This is a genomic window from Rhizobium sp. CB2179, from assembly GCF_057653455.1.
Window position 1 is genome coordinate 706,092 of sequence record NZ_CM172781.1, and the last position, 20,222, is coordinate 726,313.

A 20,222-nucleotide genomic window follows, 5' to 3' on the forward strand; every position below is an offset into this window, starting at 1 on the left:
TAGGCAGCCAAAGGAGAAACCGATGATCACCTGCTTCATCCGCTATCAGATCGACCCCTTCAAGAAGGAGGCCTTTGCCGAATATGCCCGCAACTGGGGCCAGGCAATCCCTCGGAACGGCGCCGACCTGATCGGCTATTTCGGCCCGCACGAGGGATCGGCGACGACGGCTTACGGCGTCTACAACATCGACAGCCTCGCCGTTTACGAGGCCTATCGCGCCAGGCTGGCCGCCGACCCGCTCGGCCGCGACAATTACGAATTCGCCAGGCGCGAAGGCTTCATCCTCAAGGAGGACCGCATCTTCCTGAAAAACGTCTCCGCCCCTCACGCCAAGCTGGTGCTGCCATGATCGCCGTCATCTTCGAAGTCGTGCCCTATATGGGCGAACGCCACAAATATCTCGACCTCGCCGGCGAGCTCAGATCAGAGCTCGAAAAGATCGACGGCTTCATCTCGATCGAACGTTTCGAAAGCCTGACGAACCGCGGTAAGCTCTTATCGCTCTCCTTCTTCCGCGACGAGGAGGCGGTCAAGGAATGGCGCAACCGCGAGACCCATCGGGCCGCCCAGCAGGCCGGCCGCGGCGGCGTCTTCGCCGATTACCGCCTGCGGATCGCCAGTGTCGTGCGCGACTACGGCATGTTCGAACGCGATGAGGCGCCGAGCGATAGCCGCGAGGTTCACGATGCGGCGTGACGCGTGGCGACCACTACGCGCGGTTCACCGGGATTGCGCGTGACTGGGCAGCCTCTTGAGTTTCCTTCTTTCATGGTCACAACCGCATAGGGTTTAAACTCTGCAGACCATCTTTCATCGTGGTCCTGATAACCTGCCTTCGAAACGCACCAGGCCCATTGGTATTCCACCGTTCCGTGCATCATAAGCGGATATCTGGTATGCCACTCCTTCACCTCCGGAAATGAGGCCCTCCCATCGGTGTCCGTCAACACGACGGCTATCGCGTGCTGGGCACTGGGGATCGCGCGCATATTGAGTCTCACCTGCGCCCCTTGGATCGGCGTGCCCGTCTCCGATCTCACAGTTAGTGATGCCTCTGGTTGGACGGTCTCATGGAGTGGCAAGCCGCATCCCGCCAGCATCAAAACCGCTCCCGACGCGACGCCGCGCGCCATCGTATTGGCCAAAGTTACTGTCACGCCCAAACCGCCTGCTCTTGGATATACGGACGCATCTTACGGCGGCTATGGGTGAGCGCCAGACGAATGCCCCTGATTGTAGCTTGCCACCTGAACTTTCAATTATTTGCAGTTCTATGTCAAACTTACCGTCCTTAAAGAACGGTTCGACCATTAGCCCTCGACAGTTGCGGCTATGGCTGCCGTCGATTGGCCCCCCGAATAAATTCCCGAAATCGGCCACCGCTTCAGGCTTTGGTAACTAAGTTGCGTAACCATAACGGACAGTTAAGCGTAGAGCGTATGAGTGAGTATCAGAATGGCATCAGTTTTTCCGCTTGCCGACCTCAAGGCTTCCGTCAAGTCGGATTCCCGGCCGGATTCCAGGCCCGGGTCTTGGGTTGACACGATCATCAAGGGCGATTGCGTCAGTGCTCTTGAAGCTTTGCCCAGCCACTCCGTCGATATCATCTTTGCCGACCCGCCGTATAATCTCCAGCTCGGCGGAACGCTGCATCGTCCCGATCAGTCGCTGGTCGATGCGGTCGACGACGAATGGGATCAGTTCGCCTCCTTCGAGGCCTATGATGCCTTCACCCGTGCCTGGCTGCTGGCCTGCCGGCGCGTTCTGAAGCCGACCGGCTCGATCTGGGTGATCGGCTCCTATCACAATATCTTCCGTGTCGGCGCCACGCTGCAGGATCTGAATTTCTGGATCCTCAACGACATCATCTGGCGCAAGACCAACCCGATGCCGAATTTCAAGGGCCGCCGTTTCCAGAACGCCCATGAGACGATGATCTGGGCAAGCCCTAGCGCCAAGGCCAAGGGCTATACCTTCAATTACGATGCGCTGAAGGCGGCCAATGACGACGTGCAGATGCGCTCCGATTGGCTCTTCCCGATCTGCAACGGCAGCGAGCGGCTGAAGGGCGAGGACGGCAAGAAGGCCCATCCGACACAGAAGCCGGAAGCGCTGCTCGCCCGCGTCATCATGGCCTCGACCAAGCCAGGCGATATCGTGCTCGATCCCTTCTTCGGCTCGGGAACGACGGGCGCGGTCGCCAAGCGTCTCGGCCGTCATTTCGTCGGCATCGAGCGTGAGCAGGATTATATCGATGCGGCCTCGGCCCGCATCGCCGCCGTCGAGCCGCTCGGCAAGGCGGAACTGACCGTCATGACCGGCAAGAAGGCCGAGGTCCGCGTCGCCTTCAACGTGCTGGTTGAAAGCGGCCTGATCAAGCCCGGCCAGGTGCTGACCGACGCCAAGCGCCGTTATAGCGCGATTGTCCGCGCCGACGGCACGGTAGCATCCGGCGGCGAGGCCGGCTCCATTCATCGTCTCGGCGCCAAGGTGCAGGGCCTCGATGCATGCAACGGATGGACCTTCTGGCATTTCGAAGACGGGCAGTCCCTGCGCCCGATCGACGATCTCAGGTCCGTCATCCGCAGTGATCTGGCAAAGGCGTAGTGAGCAACGCCTCTACGGATCGAAACCACCTTCTTCCGATTTCCCTCCAGTTGCGGAAGAAGACCAAGGCGCCCGGGGTCAAACCCGGGCGTCCTCTTTTCAAAAGTCCTGGTAATCGGTGACCTCAACCCGTGTGACACGGCCTTCCGCGTTGAAGGTGATCGTCTCCTCGCCCTCGCGGATCAGCGGCTTGCCTGATTTGCTGTGGGTGGCGCGTACCGACCAGACCGATCGGCCGGAGAGCGGCGTCAACGTTTCCACCAGCGAATTTTCCGCCGTCTGATCGGGATAGTCGTCGAAGTAGCGCCGGAAGGCCGCCATGATCTCGGCGCGGCCGGTGAGATCGCCGACGCCGTTCGAGACATAGGTCGCATCCTCGGCGAAATAGGCCTCGATTGCCGGAAAATCGAGAGCGTTGATGGCGGCGTGAAAGCGTTCGATCTCTTCTGCGGGGTCGAAGGCCATAGTTCAGACCTTCACCCCATAGCCGGCAAGATCGCTGCGCAGCTTTTCCGCGCCCGAAAACAGCACCGCATTCCAGCCGTAGGCCTTGGCGCCTTCGACATTAACAGGCGCGTCGTCGATGAAGATCGTCGCTGCCGGATCGAGGCCGAAGCTTTTCGTATGCGTCTCGTAGATCGCGATATCGGGCTTGATCAGGCCGACATCGCCGGAAACCGTGACGCCGCGCGGTTTGGTCAGAAAGGGGAAGCGCGCCTGCGCCTCGCGGAAGGTGTCGGAGGCGAAGTTTGTCAGCATCGTCACGTCACGCCCTTCGGCGATCAGCCCTTCCATGATCGCGACGCTGTCGTCATAGGCGTGCGGCACCATCTCATGCCAATATTTGCGGAAGGCGCGGATATGCTCTTCGCGGGCAGGGTGCTGTTTTATCAGCAGCGCTTCGGCCTCCGCCCAGGTGCGGCCGCGGTCCTGCTCGATGTTCCAGTCATGGGTGCAGATATTGGCGAAGAACCAGTTGCGCTCGGTCTCATCGGGAATGAGGCGGCTGAAGGGAAGATGCGGATCGTAGTGAATAAGGACTTTGCCGATATCGAAAACGATATGTCTTATGTCGGTGGTCATGGTCATCCCTTGGATGTTTTAAACGCGAGAGGAATAGCCGCTGCGATCGCTTTTTTCATGATGGTTGGCAGTGCCTGTGCTTCAAGATTTGTAACCGGCTCCCACCATCCGTCATTCGTGCCGACCTTGGCAGCGATTGCCGCACGCCAGATCGAAAGCCTGAGCTCGAAATGGGTGAAGACATGGATGACGGTGCCAGAGGCCTGCCATGCCGCATCGAAGGGCGCGGCGGCGGCCGAGGTCTCGCCGTCGATGCGCGCCGTCCAGGCGGTCGTCGGCACCTCGGTCATGCCGCCGAGCAGGCCGCTGTCGATGCGCCGCCGCAGCAGGATCTCGCCATCACCTGTTACCGCGATGAAGGCTGCGCCATATCTGACCGGCTTCTCCTTCTTTGCCGCCTTGACCGGAAAGAGCTCGGGATCGGAAAGTTTGAGCGCCTCGCAGGCACCCCGGAACGGACAGAGCGAACAGGCCGGCCGCTTCGGCGTGCAGATCGTGGCACCCAGATCCATCATCGCCTGGGCGAAATCGCCGGGCCGATCGGCAGGCGTCAACAGCGCCACCTTCTCTCTCATCGCGGGCTTTGCGGCCGGTAGCGGCGTGGCGATCGCATAGAGCCTGGAGATCACCCGCTCGACATTGCCGTCCATGACAGCCGCCTGCCGGTTGAAGGCGATGGCTGCGACGGCGGCGGCCGTATAGTCGCCGATGCCGGGCAGGGATTTAAGGCCCTCTTCGGTATCGGGAAAGACGCCGCCATGCTCGTTCGCCACCGCTTCGGCGCATTTCTTCAGGTTGCGGGCCCGGGCGTAATAGCCGAGCCCCGCCCAGGCGGCCATCACCGCGTCGTTTTCGGCTGCGGCAAGATCGGTTACCTCGGGCCAGCGCTGGAGAAATCGCTCGAAATAGGGTTTGACCGCCTGCACCGTCGTCTGCTGCAGCATCACCTCGGACAGCCAGACGCGATAGGGATCGGCCTTGACGCCGCGGGCCGCCATGCCGGGCGAAACGCGCCAGGGCAGGTCGCGGTGGTGGCGATCGTACCAGTCGAGCAGGGGCTTTGCTGAGGGCGTGTCGAGTGTGGTGATCGTCATGATTTGCCGCGATGGGGGGAAGTGCCTATACTTGACGAAGCAATGCCGCGCGATCAAGTCGCCAATACGAATTGGCATGCGAATTGGCGGCGTCGCTGAAGGGTTTCGATGAGTTATCCACGCAAAGGTGCAAAGCAGATCTCCGAGCTGGCGAACGGGCTGATCGATCCCGTCCTTGCCCGGCGCGCCGGCATCAACACGGCGCTGCTTGGCTCGTGGAGCGAAATCGCCGGCGAGGATTTCGCAGATTGCACCCGGCCGGAAAAGATCGCCTGGGCGCGCGGCGGCAATGAGACCGGCGGCTTCCGCCCCGGTGTGCTGACGATTGCCTGCGAAGGCGCGCGTGCGCTGTTCCTCACCCATGCGCAGGGCGAACTCATCCAGCGCATCAACAGCTTCTTCGGCTTTGCCGCCGTCCACCAGATCCGCATCGTCCAGAAGCCGGTCTCACAAACCATCCGCCGCTCCCGCACCCCGCCGTCGCTGAAGGGCGAAGCCGCCCGCAAGCTCGAAGGCATGATGGAGGGCATCGAGAACGACAAGCTGCGCCAGGCAATCCAGCGCTTAGGCACCGCGGTGATGGGGAAGAAGGGACGATAAATGTGGCGCGTGCTCGATCGGAGCCAATGAAATCCACAGGCGGACCAATCGCATACAGGCCACGCCTTCAAGCGTTCCCGCGACCTGGAGACGTTTCAGACCATCGCTAAACCACACCCTTCTTCAGGATGAAGTTGCCATAGGGCCGTGTTTCACCTGTGTGAACCACCGCAAAGCAGGATTCAGCCAACGGATAATAGGTGAAGCGCTCGATCGATCTGCTCTTGATGCTGCGCTTTTCGACCGTCGAGCAGAGCAATTCCACATCCGCATGAACCGGTAGCATCGTGCCGGCCTGATCCGGATCCTCCATATGCATGAGCGGCTGTTCGACGAAGTGATCGAGCGGCATGACTGCCAGGATCGCCGCTATGGCGTCTGTGGCGCTCGCCGCGTTCATCGACACGAGTTTGCCGGTCACGGTCTTCTTCGACACGCGACACGCCGAAAAATTCTTGTCGACGATGGCGAGCTCATCCCCGTGGCCCATCGCGCTCAGTATCCACAAAAGATCCGGGCAAAGAATCGCCGGAATGTTTTTCAGTGCCATGTTTGCTCCTCCCAATAAACTCCAATATCACCATAATAGCTAACGAAAACGCTTGCGCAAACGTTTCGATGGCCATATATCGATTTCCAGCATTTCATTGGAGGATGAAATAGACCGGGTGACCGCCGAGCTGGGAGGCTTGTTCGCGGGCGGCAATATTTCCGACTTTTTGTTCTGGAGGTGACGCGGCGGCGGTCTGAAGCTGCGCGTCAGGCGTGATGGGGGAGGTCTGCAATCATGGCGACAATCACTGACGTTGCACGCGCCGCGGGCGTCTCGGTCTCGACCGTGTCGCACGTCGTCAACGGCACGCGGCATGTGAACGAAGCGACGGCGGCGCTCGTCAGGCAGGCGATCGAAACCCTCGGATTCGTGCCGAACGCCGTGGCCCGGTCACTGGTGCGATCATCGACGGATGCCGTGGGTATCGCGATCTCGATCAGCACCAACTACTATTTCAACGATATCGTGTCTTCTATCGAACGAGCCTGCGCGGCCATTGGCCAGCTCGTCTTTCTGTGCGACACGCAGAACGATCCGGAGACCGAGCTGCGGCTGGTCCGCGAACTCGTCCAGCGGCGGGTGGATGGGGTGATTCTGGCTCCGTCCGGCGATCCGGAAAACCGCGCCATCGACTATCTCAAATCGTCTCGCATGCCCTTCGTGCTTGTCGACCGTCTGACGGTTGCCGATGCGGACGGGGTTTGCCTGGACAACGAGGCGGCGATGGAGACGCTGATCGACCACCTGGTGGGCCACGGCCACCGTCGCATCGGCCTCATCGCCGGCGAGCCCGGGCTGCTTTCCACGATCGAACGCGTGCGTGGATATGTCGGCGCCATGCGCAAACACGGGCTGGAGATCGATCGCAGCCTGATGAGCGAAGGCAATGCCAACAGCGCGGATGCCCGCCAATCGGCGCTTGAGATCTTAAGCCGGGCGGACCGACCGACGGCGATCGCCTCGGGCAACAATCTGGCCACGATCGGCGTCATGCGCGCTGTGCGGGATCTTGGCTTGCGCATCTCCGAGGATCTGGCGCTGATCGGCTTTGACGATTTCGATTGGGCCGACTGCTTCGAGCCGCGGCTGACCGTCATGGCGCAGCCGAGCGAGATGATCGGCATGCAGGCTGCGGAAATGCTGTCCAGGCGGATCAAATCGAGCACGGAAGACGTGCGGCAGGTTCGCCTGCCGGCAAAACTGGTAATTCGCCGCTCCTGCGGCTGCGGAGGGCATTGAAATGACGTCGGCACTGGCTCTTGCTGGGATCACCAAATCCTTTCCGGGCGTGCGGGCCCTGAAAGGCGTGTCGTTTTCTTTGCAGCCCGGAGAAATCAGGGCGCTGGTGGGGGAGAACGGGGCCGGAAAATCGACGCTGATGAAGATCCTTTCCGGCGCCTATTCGGCCGACGAGGGGCGCATCGAGCTTTTTGGCGAAGCGGTGCTCGACCCGACCCCAGCCGGGATGATCGCGCGCGGCGTTGCGGTTATCTATCAGGAACTGGCTCAGGCGCCGCATCTGACCGTCGCCGAAAACGTTCTGATGGGGCGGCTGCCATGCAAGGGCGCCCTGATCGACTGGGGCGAGGCAAAGCGCCGGACCATCGAGGTCATTGACCGGCTCGGTTTCGATGTCGATCCGACCGCTCGGATCGGGACGCTCTCCGTTGCCAAGCGACAGATGGTGGAGATCGCCAAGGCCCTGGCGCGCAATGCCAGGATCATCGTTCTCGACGAACCGTCGGCAGTGTTGGCGCAGGCAGAGATCGACCAGCTGTTTCGCGTCGTCCGGCAGCTGGCTCGTGAGAGCGGCGTTGCCTTCGTTTATATTTCGCATCGCCTGCGCGAGGTTTTCGAACTGAGCGACACGGTCACCGTTTTGCGCGACGGCACAGTCATCCACAACGGACCTTCCAATGGTCTGACGACGGACGATCTCATTCGCAGCATGGTGGGCCGGGAAGTGGGCGACGTCTTCCCCACCCGCACGCCCCGGATCGGCGAGGAGGCGTTGTCCGCTCAGGGCATTTCGACGCCAGCGCTGCTCAAAAATGTCAGCATCCATGTTCGAAAGGGCGAGATCGTCGGTCTTTTCGGGCTGGCGGGCGCAGGCCGCACCGAGCTTTTGCGCGCCATCTACGGCGCGGATCCGCGTGGTGCCGGCGAAGTCAGGATCAACGGCGCGATGGCCAGCATCGGTTCGCCGCGCGCCGGCATCAGCAAGGGGCTCGGTCTCGTGCCGGAGGACCGCAAGACGGAGGGCCTCTTCCTGATACAGAGCGTCGGCTTCAACATCATGTCGGCGAGCTTGGCGCAGATCGTCCGTTTCGGGCTTCTTTCTCTGCGCCGCGAGCGCAAAATCGTGAACGGTCTGATCGAACGGCTGCGGATCAGGACGCCGAATGCCGCGGCAGCGACGCAGAACCTTTCGGGCGGCAATCAGCAGAAATGCGTGCTGGCGAGGCTGGTCAGCGCCGGATGCGAGATCCTGCTGGCCGACGAGCCCACACGTGGCGTCGACGTCGGGGCCAAGCGCGAGATCTACGACCTGCTGGTCGAACTGGCGGAGGCCCGCGGGCTGGCAATCGTCATCGCTTCTTCCGAACTGCCTGAAATCCTTGGTTTGTGCGACCGGCTGTATGTCCTGAGAGAGGGCGAGGTGACGGCTGAACTCGACGCGCGCACCGCGACTGAAGAAGACGTCATGCACTTCGCGGCACTACATTAATGAGGGGACTACCATGAAATATCTTCCGCGCGGAACGGGTCTTGCCGGTGCACTGATCGTACTGATCATCGCCGCCTCGCTGATCTCTCCTCATTTTCTCAACCCCATCAACATCCTGAATGTCCTGAGGCAGGTTGCGCTCTACGGGATCCTCGGCATCGGCATGACATTCGTGATCCTCACCAAGGGGATCGATCTTTCGGTGGGGTCGATCGTCGCACTGGTCGGCGTCACCGGCGCGGTGCTGATGGAGCAGGGGGTGCCCATCCCGCTGATGGTGCTGATCTGTCTCTCCATCGGCGCCCTCGTCGGCTGCGTCAACGGCCTCGGCATTTCCTATTTCCGCATTCCGGCCTTCATCATGACGCTCGGCTGCATGGTCATGGTGCGCGGCTTCGCCCTGATGATCGCCGATGGCGGGACCGTTAATCCCGGAAAGCTCGCCGACAGTTTCTTCGTGCTCGGCGGCGGCTACATGCTGGGCGTGCCGACACCGATCTACGTCTTTGCGGCAGTCTGCATCATAGCCGCCATCGTGCTCAGCTTCACGCAGTTCGGCCGGGCCATCTATGCGGTCGGCAGCAATGAGGAGGCGGCGAGGCTCTCCGGCATCAACGTGCCGCTCGTCATCTTCAGTGTCTACATCATTTGTGGTGTGCTGGCAGCACTTTCCGGCCTGATTTTCCTGTCCCGCCTGTCCGTCGGCGACCCGAATTCCGGCCTCGGCCTCGAACTGGAAGCGATCACGATCGCGGTGATCGGCGGCACGTCGCTGTTCGGCGGCGAAGGCACCGTTCTCGGCACGATCGGCGGCGCCATGGTGCTGGCCATCATCGCAAACATTCTCAATCTCGCAGGCGTTTCACCATTCTCACAACAGGTGGTGAAGGGCGCGATCATCGTTCTTGCCGTGCTGCTCGAAGCCGGAAGAAAACCACGCAAGTAGCGTGTTAACCAGAGGGAGGACTTAAAATGCTCAACATCACCAGACGCATGCTCATTATCTCCGCCGGGCTCGCCACCGTCTTGACCGCCGCACCCGCCTTCAGCGCGGACAAGATCGTCATCGGCTTCTCGCAGGCGAGCTCGAACTCCGCCCACCGCAACACGATGACCAAACGCAACCAGGCCTATGCAGCGGAACACTTCAAGGATGTCGATCTGATCGTCACCAACGCGGAAGGCAAGTCGGCAAAGCAGATTTCGGATGTGGAAAGCCTGATGGTCCAGGGCATGAAGGTTCTGATGATTTCGGCGCAGGATAGCGCCGCCATCGCTCCGACCATCAAGCAGGTCCTGGCTGCCGGCATTCCGGTCATCACGCTCGAGCGCAGCCTCGATATTCCCGTTACGCTGCATGTCGGCCCGCACAACAAACCGATCGGCACGCTTGCCGGCAAGTACGTAGCCGAGGCGCTGAAAGGCAAGGGCAATGTCGTCGAGATCAAGGGCGATCCGGCTGTCGCTCCTGCGGTGGAGCGCCATGAGGGTTTTGCCGAAGCCATCGCCGGTACCGAGATCAAGGTGATCGCCGAAACCCATGCCGACTGGGACCAGGAAAAGGCGTTGAAGTTCATGGAAGACACGCTTCAGCGTTTCCCGGCCGGGCAGATTCAAGCCGTTTACGCCCATAACGACAACATGGCGTTTGGGGCGCTGCGGGCGATCCAGGCCGCCGGCCGCGACAAGGAAGGCATCCTCATCATCGGCATCGACGGCGAGAACGCCGCCATCCGCGCCGTTGCCAAGGGCGATCTGACCGCGACCTTCACCTATTCCACCGTCGCGCCTGAAGGCGTTATTGCCGCGCATGCGCTTGCCACCAACGACACCGCAGCGCTGGAAAAGCTCGGAACCTTGACCAAGAAGGACGACGGCTCGATGGAAATCGAGATTGCGTCGAAGATGATCACCAAGGAGAACGCCGCCGAATTCTTCTGCAAGGGCTTCGGCGACGACCCTGAATGCAAGTAATCCGATAGACTTCGAAGTCCGGCGCGACAACAGAAGCGCCGGACTTTGGTTCGAGATACAAAGATCAGGCCGTTGACCGTTCCCCGACCGCCTGAACCCCAAGGCCACCTGGTCTGCCTGATGGGCTTTTCCCCCGCGCCCCAGCCGCCGCGATGTCTGCCGATGAAATCGGCAAAACCTCCAATCCTGCAATTTTTGGTCTAGTCGTCTTCCCGCGGTCACAATTCTTTGAAGGAAGTTGGCGAAGCGTGCCTTGTGAGTGGCCGCCAGCCGTTATATCGCACAGTCATGCCGTCAATCTCATTAGTTATGGGGAATCCATGCAGATGTCCGAAATGCAACTGACGAAACGCCGCCTGCTCAGCGGTATCGCCATCGCCGCAGCTGCCGTAGCGCTTGTCGCCTGCAACGACAGCAAGGACGCTGCCGATGCTTCGTCCTCCGGCAAGACCATGGCTGATGGCACCAATGTCGACACCATGCAGACGGCAGCCACGGCGGCGACCGAAATGCCGGAGTCCGACGGCGATGTCGACATGGCCGAAGTGCTGAAGCCCGGCGTGCTGCCGGAAATGGCGCTCGGCAAGGCTGACGCCCCGGTCAAGATCGTCGAATATATGTCGATGACCTGCCCGCATTGCGCTCATTTCCACAACACCACCTTCGACACGATCAAGCAGAAATATGTTGACAGCGGCAAGGTGCAGTTCATCATCCGCGAATTCCCCTTCGACCCGCGCGCCGCCGCAGCCTTCATGCTCGCCCGCTGCAGCTCTTCCAATCCGGAACAGTTGAGCACGCCGGAACAGTATTTCCCGATGGTTTCGATGCTCTTCAAGCAGCAGCAGATCTGGGCTGCCGCCGATGATGGCCGCGCCGCACTGCTGCAGATGTCGAAGCTTGCCGGATTTACTGAGGATAGCTTCACGAAATGCTTGACGAACCAGAAGCTTCTGGATGAAGTGAACGCCACGCGGGAAAGAGGTTCCAAGGATTTCGGCGTCAACGCCACCCCGACTTTCCTGATCAATGGCAAGCGCTACTCTGGAGACATGCCGGTTGACACTTTGTCGAAGCTCATCGACAGCCTGCTCTGAACCGGATCGTTTCGATAGAACGGGCGACGGCGAAAGCCGTGCGCCCGTTTTTTTGTGGCTGCGTGGGAGCAAGGCGTACCCCCCTCTGTCCTGCCGGACCCGGGGTCGAGCCACGGGTCTCGACCCGTCCTTCGGACCCCCACAAGTGGGGAGATCGGCTGGGGGTGATGTTTCATCTTTCATGACCGTCGCTTCTACGGCTGCGCTGCATGAACGCTCAGTTGTTTGGGGAAGCCCTCGCCACTTGCCGATCTCCCCACCTGTGGGGGAGATGCCCGGCAGGGCAGAGGGGGGCTCCACACCCGCAGAGCGCTGCGGAGCGGCTGCATGAAGTTCAACAAGCTGCGCCTGGTCGGCTTCAAATCCTTCGTCGAGCCGACGGAATTCATCATCGAGCGGGGACTGACCGGCGTCGTCGGCCCGAACGGCTGCGGCAAGTCGAACCTCGTCGAGGCGCTTCGCTGGGTGATGGGCGAGAATTCCTACAAGAATATGCGCGCCTCCGGCATGGACGACGTGATCTTCTCAGGCTCTGGAAATCGCCCGGCGCGCAACACCGCCGAAGTGGCGCTCTATCTCGACAACGCCGATCGCACCGCGCCCGCCGCTTTCAACGACAGCGACGAGATCCAGGTCACCCGCCGCATCGAGCGTGAACAGGGCTCGCTCTATCGCATCAACGGCAAGGAAAGCCGCGCCAAGGACGTGCAACTGCTGTTTGCCGACGCCTCGACAGGCGCACGGTCGCCCTCGATGGTCGGGCAGGGGCGTATCGGCGAGCTGATCCAGGCAAAACCGCAAGCCCGCCGCCAGCTGCTGGAAGAGGCGGCCGGCATATCCGGCCTGCATTCCCGCCGCCACGAGGCCGAGCTGCGGCTGCGCGCCGCCGAAGGCAATCTCGAGCGTCTCGACGACGTCACCTCGCAGCTCGAAAGCCAGATCGAGAGCCTGAAGCGCCAGGCCCGCCAGGCAAACCGTTTCAAGACGCTGTCTGCAGATATCCGCGCCCGCGAGGCGATGCTGCTGCATATCCGCTGGGTGCAGGCCAAGGAAGCCGAGGCCGAGGCCGACAGCGCGCTGAACCAGGCGACCTCCGTCGTCGCCGAAAAGGCGCAGATGCAGATGGAGGCGGTAAAGAACCAGGCTATCGCCAGCCTGAAGCTGCCGGAACTGCGCGAGGGCGAGGCGCGTGCCGCCGCCGCCCTGCAGCGCCTGCAGATCGCCAGAAGCCAGCTGGAGGAAGATGCCGGACGCATCCTGCGCCGGCGCGACGAGCTGACCCGTCGTCTCGCCCAGCTTGCCGAGGATATAAGTCGCGAGCAGCGGTTGGTGGCCGACAATGCCGTCATCCTGGCAAGGCTCGATGCCGAAGAGGCTGAGATTTCAGAAATCCTCGCCGATTCCGGCCGTTATGCCGAGGAAACCCGCGAGGCCTTCGAGGGTGCTGCGGCAAAACTTTCCGATAGCGAGCGCATCTTCACCCAGCTGACCGCCGAGCGCGCCGAGGCGGCTGCCGGCCGCAACCAGCTGGAACGCGCCATCCGCGATCTGACGGATCGGCGGATGCGCCTCGAACGGCAGATGGACGAGGCAAACCAGGAACTGTCAGCCGTCGGCGAGAAGATATCAGGCCTGCCCGATCCCGACGAAAAACGCGCCATCGTCGAGGCCGGCGAGATTGCCGTCGCCGACGCCGAAGCCGCCGTCCAGGCGGTCGACCAGGCGCTTGCTAGCGCCCGCCAGACCGAGGCGCTGTCACGCCCGCCGGTCGATCAGGCCCGCTCGAGCCTGAATGCGCTGGAAACCGAGGCGCGCACCATTTCCCGCATGCTCGCCGCCGGTGCCGCGGCCGGCAAATTTCCGCCGGTTGCCGACGAGCTGAAGGTCGATCGCGGCTTCGAAACCGCACTTGGTGCCGCCCTCGGCGACGATCTGGAATCGCCGCTCGATGCCGAGGCACCGGCGCATTGGTCGGACAATGGCGATGGCGCCGGCGATCCCACCCTTCCATCCGGTGTTGCGCCGCTGCTGGCCCATGTCCGCGCGCCGGCAGCGCTTACTCGGCGCCTGCGCCAGATCGGCCTGGTGGCGGAAGGAGATGCCGGGCTGCTGATGGCGGCGCTGAAGCCCGGCCAGCGGCTGGTGACGAAAGAGGGCGCGGTCTATCGCTGGGACGGCCACGTCACAGGTGCCGACGCCCCGAGTGCTGCGGCGCTCCGCCTTGCCCAGAAGAACCGCCTGGCCGAACTGGAAAGCGAAGCAGCCCTTGCCCGCGACGTGCTTGCCGAAGCCGAAGAGCGGCAGGCGGCCGCCGCCGAAGCGATCCGCGCGGAGGAGCGCCGGCTTGCCGAGGCCCGTGACATGAGCCGTCTTTCGGCACGTCATCTCGCGGAAGCGCGCGATGCGCTTGTTGCCGCAGAGCGTGCCTCCGGCGATCTGATCCGCCGCCGCGATGTCGTCAGCGAGGCCGCCAGCCAGCTGCGGTCGCAGCTGGAGGAAATAGCCATCCAGGAAGAAAACGCCCGCATCGAGCTGGAGGACGCGCCCGATCTGACTGATATCGACGAGCGGCTGCGCTTCCAGCAGGCGGAAGTTGCGACCGATCGCGGCGCGCTGGCCGAAAGCCGCGCCCGCCATGAAAGCCTGGCTCGCGAAAACGAGGCCCGTCAGCGCCGCATCCTGGCGATCGGCCAGGAGCGCGACACCTGGCGCCAGCGCGCGGCAAGCGCCGAAGATCATGTCGCGACACTGCGCGAGCGCGAGGAAGAGGCGCGGGACGAGGCAGCCGAGCTCGAACTGGCGCCGGATGAATTCGACGACAAGCGCCGCGCTCTGCTCAGCGAATTGCAGAAGGCCGAGGAGGCGCGCCGCCAGGCCAGCGATCTCCTGGCCGAGGCCGAACGCATCCAGCGCGAGGCCGACCAGAAGGCGACGACGGCACTGTCGGAACTTGCCGAATGCCGTGAACGCCGCGGCCGCGCCGAGGAGCGCCTGGTCTCCGCTCGTGAGAAACGGCAGGAAAGCGAAGGCCGCATCCGCGAGGTCCTGAACGTCGCGCCGCACGAGGCGCTGCAGCTGACCGGGCGCCCGACCATGCAGGCGCTTCCCGATCCGCGCGAAGTCGAGCGCGAGCTGGAACGCCTGAGGATCGAGCGCGAGCGGCTGGGCGCCGTCAACCTGCGCGCCGACGAGGAACAGAAGGAACTGAGCGAGAAGCTCGAAGCGCTGATCAAGGAACGCGACGACGTCATCGATGCGATCCGCAAGCTGCGCGGCGCCATCCAGAGCCTCAACCGCGAGGGCCGCGAGCGGCTGATCGCCGCCTTCGACATCGTCAACGCCCAGTTCCAGCGGCTGTTCACCCATCTTTTCGGCGGCGGCACCGCCGAGTTGCAGCTGATCGAATCCGATGATCCGCTGGAAGCCGGCCTCGAAATCCTCGCCCGCCCGCCCGGCAAGAAGCCGCAGACCATGACGCTGCTATCCGGCGGCGAACAGGCGCTGACGGCGATGGCGCTGATCTTTGCCGTCTTCCTCACCAATCCGGCGCCGATCTGCGTGCTCGACGAAGTCGACGCGCCGCTCGACGACCATAATGTCGAGCGCTACTGCAATCTGATGGACGAAATGGCGGCCTCCACCGAAACCCGCTTCGTCATCATCACCCACAATCCGATCACCATGGCCCGCATGAACCGCCTCTTCGGCGTCACCATGGCCGAGCAGGGCGTCTCCCAACTCGTCTCCGTCGACCTGCAAATGGCCGAGCGCCTGCGCGAGATTGCCTGAGGTTTTCGGCGAACGCGTTTTCTGCGTCGGGGCAGGGCTGATTGTCACTGGAGATTCCGGCCCAGGGGATTGGCGAGAGCAGCGCCTCATCCGCCTGCCGGCACCAGGCGGGGTCGAGCCACGGGTCACGACCCGTCCTTCGGACCCCCGCTTGCGGGGCGAAGGGACATTGCCGCGCTCTCTGCGTTTCCCTCCGACCTTTCGCAGGGCAGGTCGCCTCTCCCCGTTTCTTACGGGGTGAGGGGCAGCCATTGGCGTCAACCGAGCATCCATTTGGACGCCGAGCGCAGGCGACGCAATTTCAGCAAAGGTGCGGCGCGGTTTTGCGCCCAGAAATTGCGTAAAATCAAGGACTGAGCAATAAACACCAAAAAAGGTCGGCTCTATTGTCGCTTGTACCCCATTTGGGTGATGCTCTTTTCGCTGACTTGCATTAGAAGTTGTTTCAACGCAACCTAATTACTCTGCTGGAAAGCGGGCGACCAGAGGTTGCGCATTGTCGAATTTGCGTGCGGTTTTCCGGGCGAGGGCAAGAACCGGAAACCGAGAGCAAATCTTGGGAAGTGGTGATCTATTTTCCCAGGAATTGCGTAAAACGAGATCAGGACGGTTCTGTTTTGAGAAAAAGCTGAATCGTTTTCGGGTTGAGGGACCCCCCGTCCGGTTTTCCTGGCCGGACGGAAACAAGGCTTTGCGGGACATTGTTGCAGTCCCGCAAAGCTTTTTTTGTGCCCTTTTTTCTGTTTGAGCCCCTTTCAACCGTTTCGACGTCGGCCACAGCCAAGATTTATTGTGCAGCGCAACATTCTGCCGCATTTGTCGATTTTCATTTCAACACCAACGGATTAAGCTAATCTCGATTTGGTGTTGGGGGGAAGATGACCAAGTGGGTCTATAGGTTCGGCGACGGGCAGGCTGAGGGCCGGGCGCGCGATCACGAGATTCTGGGCGGCAAGGGCGCCAACCTGGCGGAAATGTGCGCGCTCGGACTGCCGGTGCCGCCGGGGCTGACGATCGTCAGCGACGCCTGCAACACCTATTACAAGAACGGCCGCCATATCGAGGATGCGGTGAAGGCTGAGGTGCGCGCCGGCATATCGGCGATCGAAGCGGTCACCGGCCGCCACTTCGGCTCCGTCAGCCAGCCGCTGCTGCTCTCGGTGCGCTCCGGCGCCCGCGTTTCCATGCCGGGCATGATGGACACCGTGCTCAATCTCGGCCTCAACGACGAGACCGTACAGGCGCTCGGCCATGATGCCGGCGACGCGCGTTTTGCCTGGGACAGCTACCGCCGCTTCATCCAGATGTATGCCGATGTCGTCATGGGCCTCGGCAACGACGCCTTCGAGGAGATCCTGGAAGATGAGAAGGCCAAGCTCGGCCATGAATTCGATACCGAACTCAGCGCCTCGGAATGGCAGCATATCGTCTCGCTCTACAAGAAGCTGATCGAGGAGGAGCTGGAGCAGGAATTCCCGCAGGATCCCGAAGTTCAGCTCTGGGGCGCGGTCGGCGCCGTCTTTTCCAGCTGGATGAGCGCGCGCGCCGTCACCTACCGCCAGCTCCACAATATTCCGGAAGGCTGGGGCACGGCGATCAACATCCAGGCGATGGTCTTCGGCAATCTCGGCAATGCGTCGGCCACCGGCGTTGCCTTCACCCGCAACCCTTCGACCGGCGAGAGTGCGCTTTACGGCGAATTCCTGGTCAATGCCCAGGGCGAGGATGTCGTGGCCGGCATCCGCACGCCGCAAAGCATCACCGAGGAAGGGCGGATTTCCTCCGGCTCTGAAAAACCCTCGATGGAAAAGCTGATGCCGGAGGCGTTTCGCGAGCTCTGCCGCATCTGCACCGAGCTCGAGATCCACTACCGCGACATGCAGGATATCGAATTCACCATCGAGCGCGGCAAGCTCTGGATGCTGCAGACCCGTTCAGGCAAGCGCTCGACGCGGGCGGCAATGAAGATCGCCGTCGACATGGTCGACGAGGGAGTGATTACCGAGGACGAGGCGGTGCTGCGCATCGAGCCCTCCAGCCTCGACCAGCTGCTGCATCCGACGATCGATCCGCGCGTCACCCGCCAGGTGATCGGCACCGGGCTTCCGGCTTCGCCGGGGGCTGCCACCGGCGCCATCGTCTTTACCGCTGAAGAGGCGGTCGAGGCGGAAGCCGAAGGCCGAAAGGTCATCCTGCTCAGGGTCGAGACCAGCCCCGAGGATATTCACGGCATGCATGCCGCCGAAGGCATTCTGACGACCCGCGGCGGCATGACCAGCCATGCGGCGGTCGTTGCCCGCGGCATGGGCATCCCCTGTGTCGTCGGTGCCGGCACCATGCGTATCGACGTGCGCAACGAGCGGCTGCTCGGTGTCGGCGTGACGCTGAAGAAGGGCGATATCATCACCATCGACGGCTCGGCCGGCCAGGTACTGAAGGGCGAGGTGCCGATGATCCAGCCGGCGCTGTCGGGCGATTTCGGCCGCATCATGGGCTGGGCCGACCGCGCCCGGCGCATGACGGTGCGCACCAATGCCGATACGCCGGCCGATGCGCTGGCCGCCCGCTCCTTCGGCGCCGAAGGCATCGGCCTTTGCCGCACCGAACACATGTTCTTCGAGGGTGAGCGCATCCATGTGATGCGCGAGATGATCCTTGCCGTCGATGAGAAGGGCAGGCGGCTGGCGCTCGACAAGCTGCTGCCGATGCAGCGGCTGGATTTCACCGGCCTCTTCACCGTCATGCACGGCCTGCCGGTGACGATCCGGCTGCTCGATCCGCCGCTGCACGAATTCCTGCCGAAAACCGATGACGAGGTCGCCGAAGTCGCCTTCGCCATGGGCATGGAAGCATCCGTGCTTCGCCAGCGCGTCGATGCACTGCACGAGTTCAACCCGATGCTTGGCCATCGCGGCTGCCGGCTGGCGATTTCCTATCCCGAAATTGTCCAGATGCAGGCCCGCGCCATCTTCGAGGCGGCGGTCGCCGCAGCGAAGGAGACCGGAGCAGCCGTCGTACCGGAGATCATGGTGCCGCTCGTTGGCCTCCGCACCGAACTCGATTACGTCAAGGCGCACATCGATGCCGTCGCCGGCGACGTCATGAACGAAGCCGGCATGAAGATCGATTATCTCGTCGGTACGATGATCGAGCTGCCGCGCGCGGCGCTTCGCGCCCATGTGATTGCCGAAGCCGCCGAATTCTTCTCCTTCGGCACCAACGACTTGACGCAGACCACCTTCGGCATCTCGCGCGACGACGCCTCGGCCTTCATCCCCACCTATCAGCGCAAGGGCATCATCGAGCACGATCCCTTCATCTCGCTCGATTTCGACGGTGTCGGCGAATTGATCAGCATCGCCGCCGAACGCGGCAGGCGCACCCGCAACGACATGAAGCTCGGCATCTGCGGCGAACATGGCGGCGACCCGGCCTCGATCCGCTTCTGCGAAACGATCGGCCTCGATTATGTCTCCTGCTCGCCGTTCCGCGTGCCGATCGCCAGGTTGGCGGCGGCGCAGGCGGTGATTGCAGGCAATCTGGAGATCAGGCGCGGTCCGAAAGACCTGCGGGCAAACGTGTAGAGCATGATGCCGAAAAGTGCGCGCGGTTTTCGGACGACATCCTGATCTAGAGTAGTCGCTGCAGCCTGGGGCAGGGCGCCCGCGGTACTCAGTGATGCCGCCGCCAGCGATCGCGGTAGATATAAGGCCCGTTCAGCTCCCAGGCCATGTTGTTCATCATCTCAGCGCTTTGCGCCCGCGATTCGGCGCGCCGGTCGAGATCGATGCGCTGCAGGCAGGTGGCAAAGCCATCCGTGCCGCGCCGGAAGCCATAGCTCATGCACCGCTGCTCATCCGCCGCCCGCCGCTCCTCCGGCGTCATCGTCTGGCAGGCCGAGAGCCCGGCGACGATGGTGGCCATGACGGTGATGAGAAGACGAATGCGCATTGGTTTGGTCCTTGAATGCATTTCTCCGAGGAAAGGCCATTCGAATGCCGGCGTCAAGCTATTGCCTCGATCCCGGAGATCGCTGAGCCCTAGGTGAGGAGGCGAGCCTTGTGCCGTGCAGCCCCCTCATCCGACCCTTCGGGCCACCTTGTCCCCGCTGGGGCGAAGGGGATATGCCGCAACGTCTCGATTCCCTCTTCTCCCCTCGGGGAGAAGGTGCCCGGTAGGGCGGATGAGGGGGCCGGCGAAGCCGGTCTGCCGTTGCGTCTCACTCGACCTCTCCTCCCTCATTCCTGTGCTCGTCACAGGAATCCAGCCACCGCGCGTCGGCGCGGTGAATGACGCTCATAGGCGAAGCCGGTCTCCTGCGCCCAAGGACTTGGGCGCACTGGATTCCTGTGACGAGCACAGGAATAAGGGAAGTTGAGGATGACGCTCCCACCTGACCTCACGCCGCCCCAGCCGGATCCCCGATCGGCAGCAGTGCCGGATTGAGCGGCGGATCCTGTGGGTTCTTCGTATCGGCTGGGTCCTGCGCCGGCGTCAGCGGCGGTTTCTGCTGGATGGGGTCGGGAATGCCGGGTGTCGGCGTCGGGCCGCGCGGCGTATCGGCATTGGGTGTCGGGATCGGGTCTTTGTTGGGCATGAGTGCCTCCTTTTCGAAAAAGGAACGGCAGGCTTGGCACTTGGTTCCACTTTCGCTTGCCAACCTTTCTATGCATGAGGGCCATTCCTATGTATGA

Annotated in this window: 17 protein-coding genes; 11 read left to right on the top strand and 6 right to left on the bottom strand. The window is 62.5% G+C overall.

Going from position 1 to position 20,222, the window contains the following annotated elements; all coding sequences use genetic code 11:
• Positions 1-22: 22 nt before the first annotated feature.
• From AC244Q_RS03405 to AC244Q_RS03415, 3 genes are all read left to right on the top strand, one after another.
• Positions 23-352, top strand: coding sequence for an NIPSNAP family protein (locus tag AC244Q_RS03405; protein WP_128407842.1), 330 nt, complete (start codon positions 23-25; stop codon positions 350-352).
• Positions 349-699 carry an antibiotic biosynthesis monooxygenase family protein gene (locus AC244Q_RS03410; protein ID WP_128407841.1) on the top strand — a complete coding sequence of 117 codons (351 nt, stop codon included), beginning with the start codon at positions 349-351 and terminating at the stop codon, positions 697-699. The genes AC244Q_RS03405 and AC244Q_RS03410 overlap by 4 nt, the downstream gene beginning before the upstream one ends.
• 759 nt (positions 700-1,458) lie before the next feature.
• The gene (locus AC244Q_RS03415; protein WP_113545747.1) at positions 1,459-2,610 is read left to right on the top strand and encodes a site-specific DNA-methyltransferase; all 1,152 of its coding nucleotides are present in this window, start codon (positions 1,459-1,461) and stop codon (positions 2,608-2,610) included.
• 99 nt (positions 2,611-2,709) lie between these two features.
• Here the strand turns inward: AC244Q_RS03415 and AC244Q_RS03420 are convergent, their stop codons facing one another.
• From AC244Q_RS03420 to mutY, 3 genes are read right to left on the bottom strand one after another with little or no spacing between them, the layout of a single operon-like run.
• The gene (locus tag AC244Q_RS03420) at positions 2,710-3,075 is read right to left on the bottom strand and encodes a nuclear transport factor 2 family protein (protein WP_128407840.1); all 366 of its coding nucleotides are present in this window, start codon (positions 3,073-3,075) and stop codon (positions 2,710-2,712) included.
• 3 nt (positions 3,076-3,078) lie between these two features.
• Positions 3,079-3,693: an HAD family hydrolase gene (locus AC244Q_RS03425; RefSeq protein ID WP_113545745.1), complete on the bottom strand. Its 615-nt coding sequence runs from the start codon at positions 3,691-3,693 to the stop codon at positions 3,079-3,081.
• A 2-nt stretch (positions 3,694-3,695) separates the two neighbouring features.
• On the bottom strand, positions 3,696-4,787 hold the full coding sequence (gene mutY / locus AC244Q_RS03430; protein ID WP_128407839.1) for an A/G-specific adenine glycosylase: 1,092 nt from the start codon (positions 4,785-4,787) through the stop codon (positions 3,696-3,698).
• A 108-nt stretch (positions 4,788-4,895) separates the two neighbouring features.
• On the opposite strand from mutY, the gene AC244Q_RS03435 reads away from it, so the two are divergent.
• Positions 4,896-5,387 (top strand): DUF721 domain-containing protein, encoded by a 492-nt coding sequence (locus AC244Q_RS03435; RefSeq protein ID WP_128407838.1) that lies wholly within the window; start codon positions 4,896-4,898, stop codon positions 5,385-5,387.
• 106 nt (positions 5,388-5,493) lie between these two features.
• Here the strand turns inward: AC244Q_RS03435 and AC244Q_RS03440 are convergent, their stop codons facing one another.
• On the bottom strand, positions 5,494-5,937 hold the full coding sequence (locus AC244Q_RS03440) for an RbsD/FucU family protein (RefSeq protein ID WP_128407837.1): 444 nt from the start codon (positions 5,935-5,937) through the stop codon (positions 5,494-5,496).
• A gap of 237 nt (positions 5,938-6,174) precedes the next feature.
• On the opposite strand from AC244Q_RS03440, the gene AC244Q_RS03445 reads away from it, so the two are divergent.
• The 7 genes from AC244Q_RS03445 (at position 6,175) to ppdK (ending at position 19,112) form a co-directional block, all read left to right on the top strand.
• Entirely contained in the window at positions 6,175-7,179 is a 1,005-nt protein-coding gene (locus AC244Q_RS03445; protein WP_128407836.1) for a LacI family DNA-binding transcriptional regulator, read from the top strand.
• 1 nt (position 7,180) lies between these two features.
• A complete protein-coding gene (locus tag AC244Q_RS03450; RefSeq protein WP_128407835.1) occupies positions 7,181-8,668 on the top strand; it encodes a sugar ABC transporter ATP-binding protein in 1,488 nt (495 codons plus the stop codon).
• A 13-nt stretch (positions 8,669-8,681) separates the two neighbouring features.
• The gene (locus AC244Q_RS03455; protein ID WP_113545741.1) at positions 8,682-9,614 is read left to right on the top strand and encodes an ABC transporter permease; all 933 of its coding nucleotides are present in this window, start codon (positions 8,682-8,684) and stop codon (positions 9,612-9,614) included.
• A 26-nt stretch (positions 9,615-9,640) separates the two neighbouring features.
• Positions 9,641-10,642 carry a substrate-binding domain-containing protein gene (locus AC244Q_RS03460; RefSeq protein WP_113545740.1) on the top strand — a complete coding sequence of 334 codons (1,002 nt, stop codon included), beginning with the start codon at positions 9,641-9,643 and terminating at the stop codon, positions 10,640-10,642.
• A 326-nt stretch (positions 10,643-10,968) separates the two neighbouring features.
• Positions 10,969-11,739: a DsbA family protein gene (locus AC244Q_RS03465; RefSeq protein ID WP_432431730.1), complete on the top strand. Its 771-nt coding sequence runs from the start codon at positions 10,969-10,971 to the stop codon at positions 11,737-11,739.
• 327 nt (positions 11,740-12,066) lie between these two features.
• Positions 12,067-15,528, top strand: coding sequence for a chromosome segregation SMC family protein (locus AC244Q_RS03470; RefSeq protein ID WP_128407833.1), 3,462 nt, complete (start codon positions 12,067-12,069; stop codon positions 15,526-15,528).
• 878 nt (positions 15,529-16,406) lie between these two features.
• Complete coding sequence (gene ppdK, locus AC244Q_RS03475) at positions 16,407-19,112, top strand: pyruvate, phosphate dikinase (RefSeq protein ID WP_128407832.1); 2,706 nt, start codon at positions 16,407-16,409, stop codon at positions 19,110-19,112.
• Positions 19,113-19,200: 88 nt separating this feature from the next.
• Here the strand turns inward: ppdK and AC244Q_RS03480 are convergent, their stop codons facing one another.
• Entirely contained in the window at positions 19,201-19,479 is a 279-nt protein-coding gene (locus AC244Q_RS03480) for a hypothetical protein (RefSeq protein ID WP_128407831.1), read from the bottom strand.
• A 448-nt stretch (positions 19,480-19,927) separates the two neighbouring features.
• The gene (locus tag AC244Q_RS03485) at positions 19,928-20,125 is read right to left on the bottom strand and encodes a hypothetical protein (protein WP_012756389.1); all 198 of its coding nucleotides are present in this window, start codon (positions 20,123-20,125) and stop codon (positions 19,928-19,930) included.
• Positions 20,126-20,222: the final 97 nt, after the last annotated feature.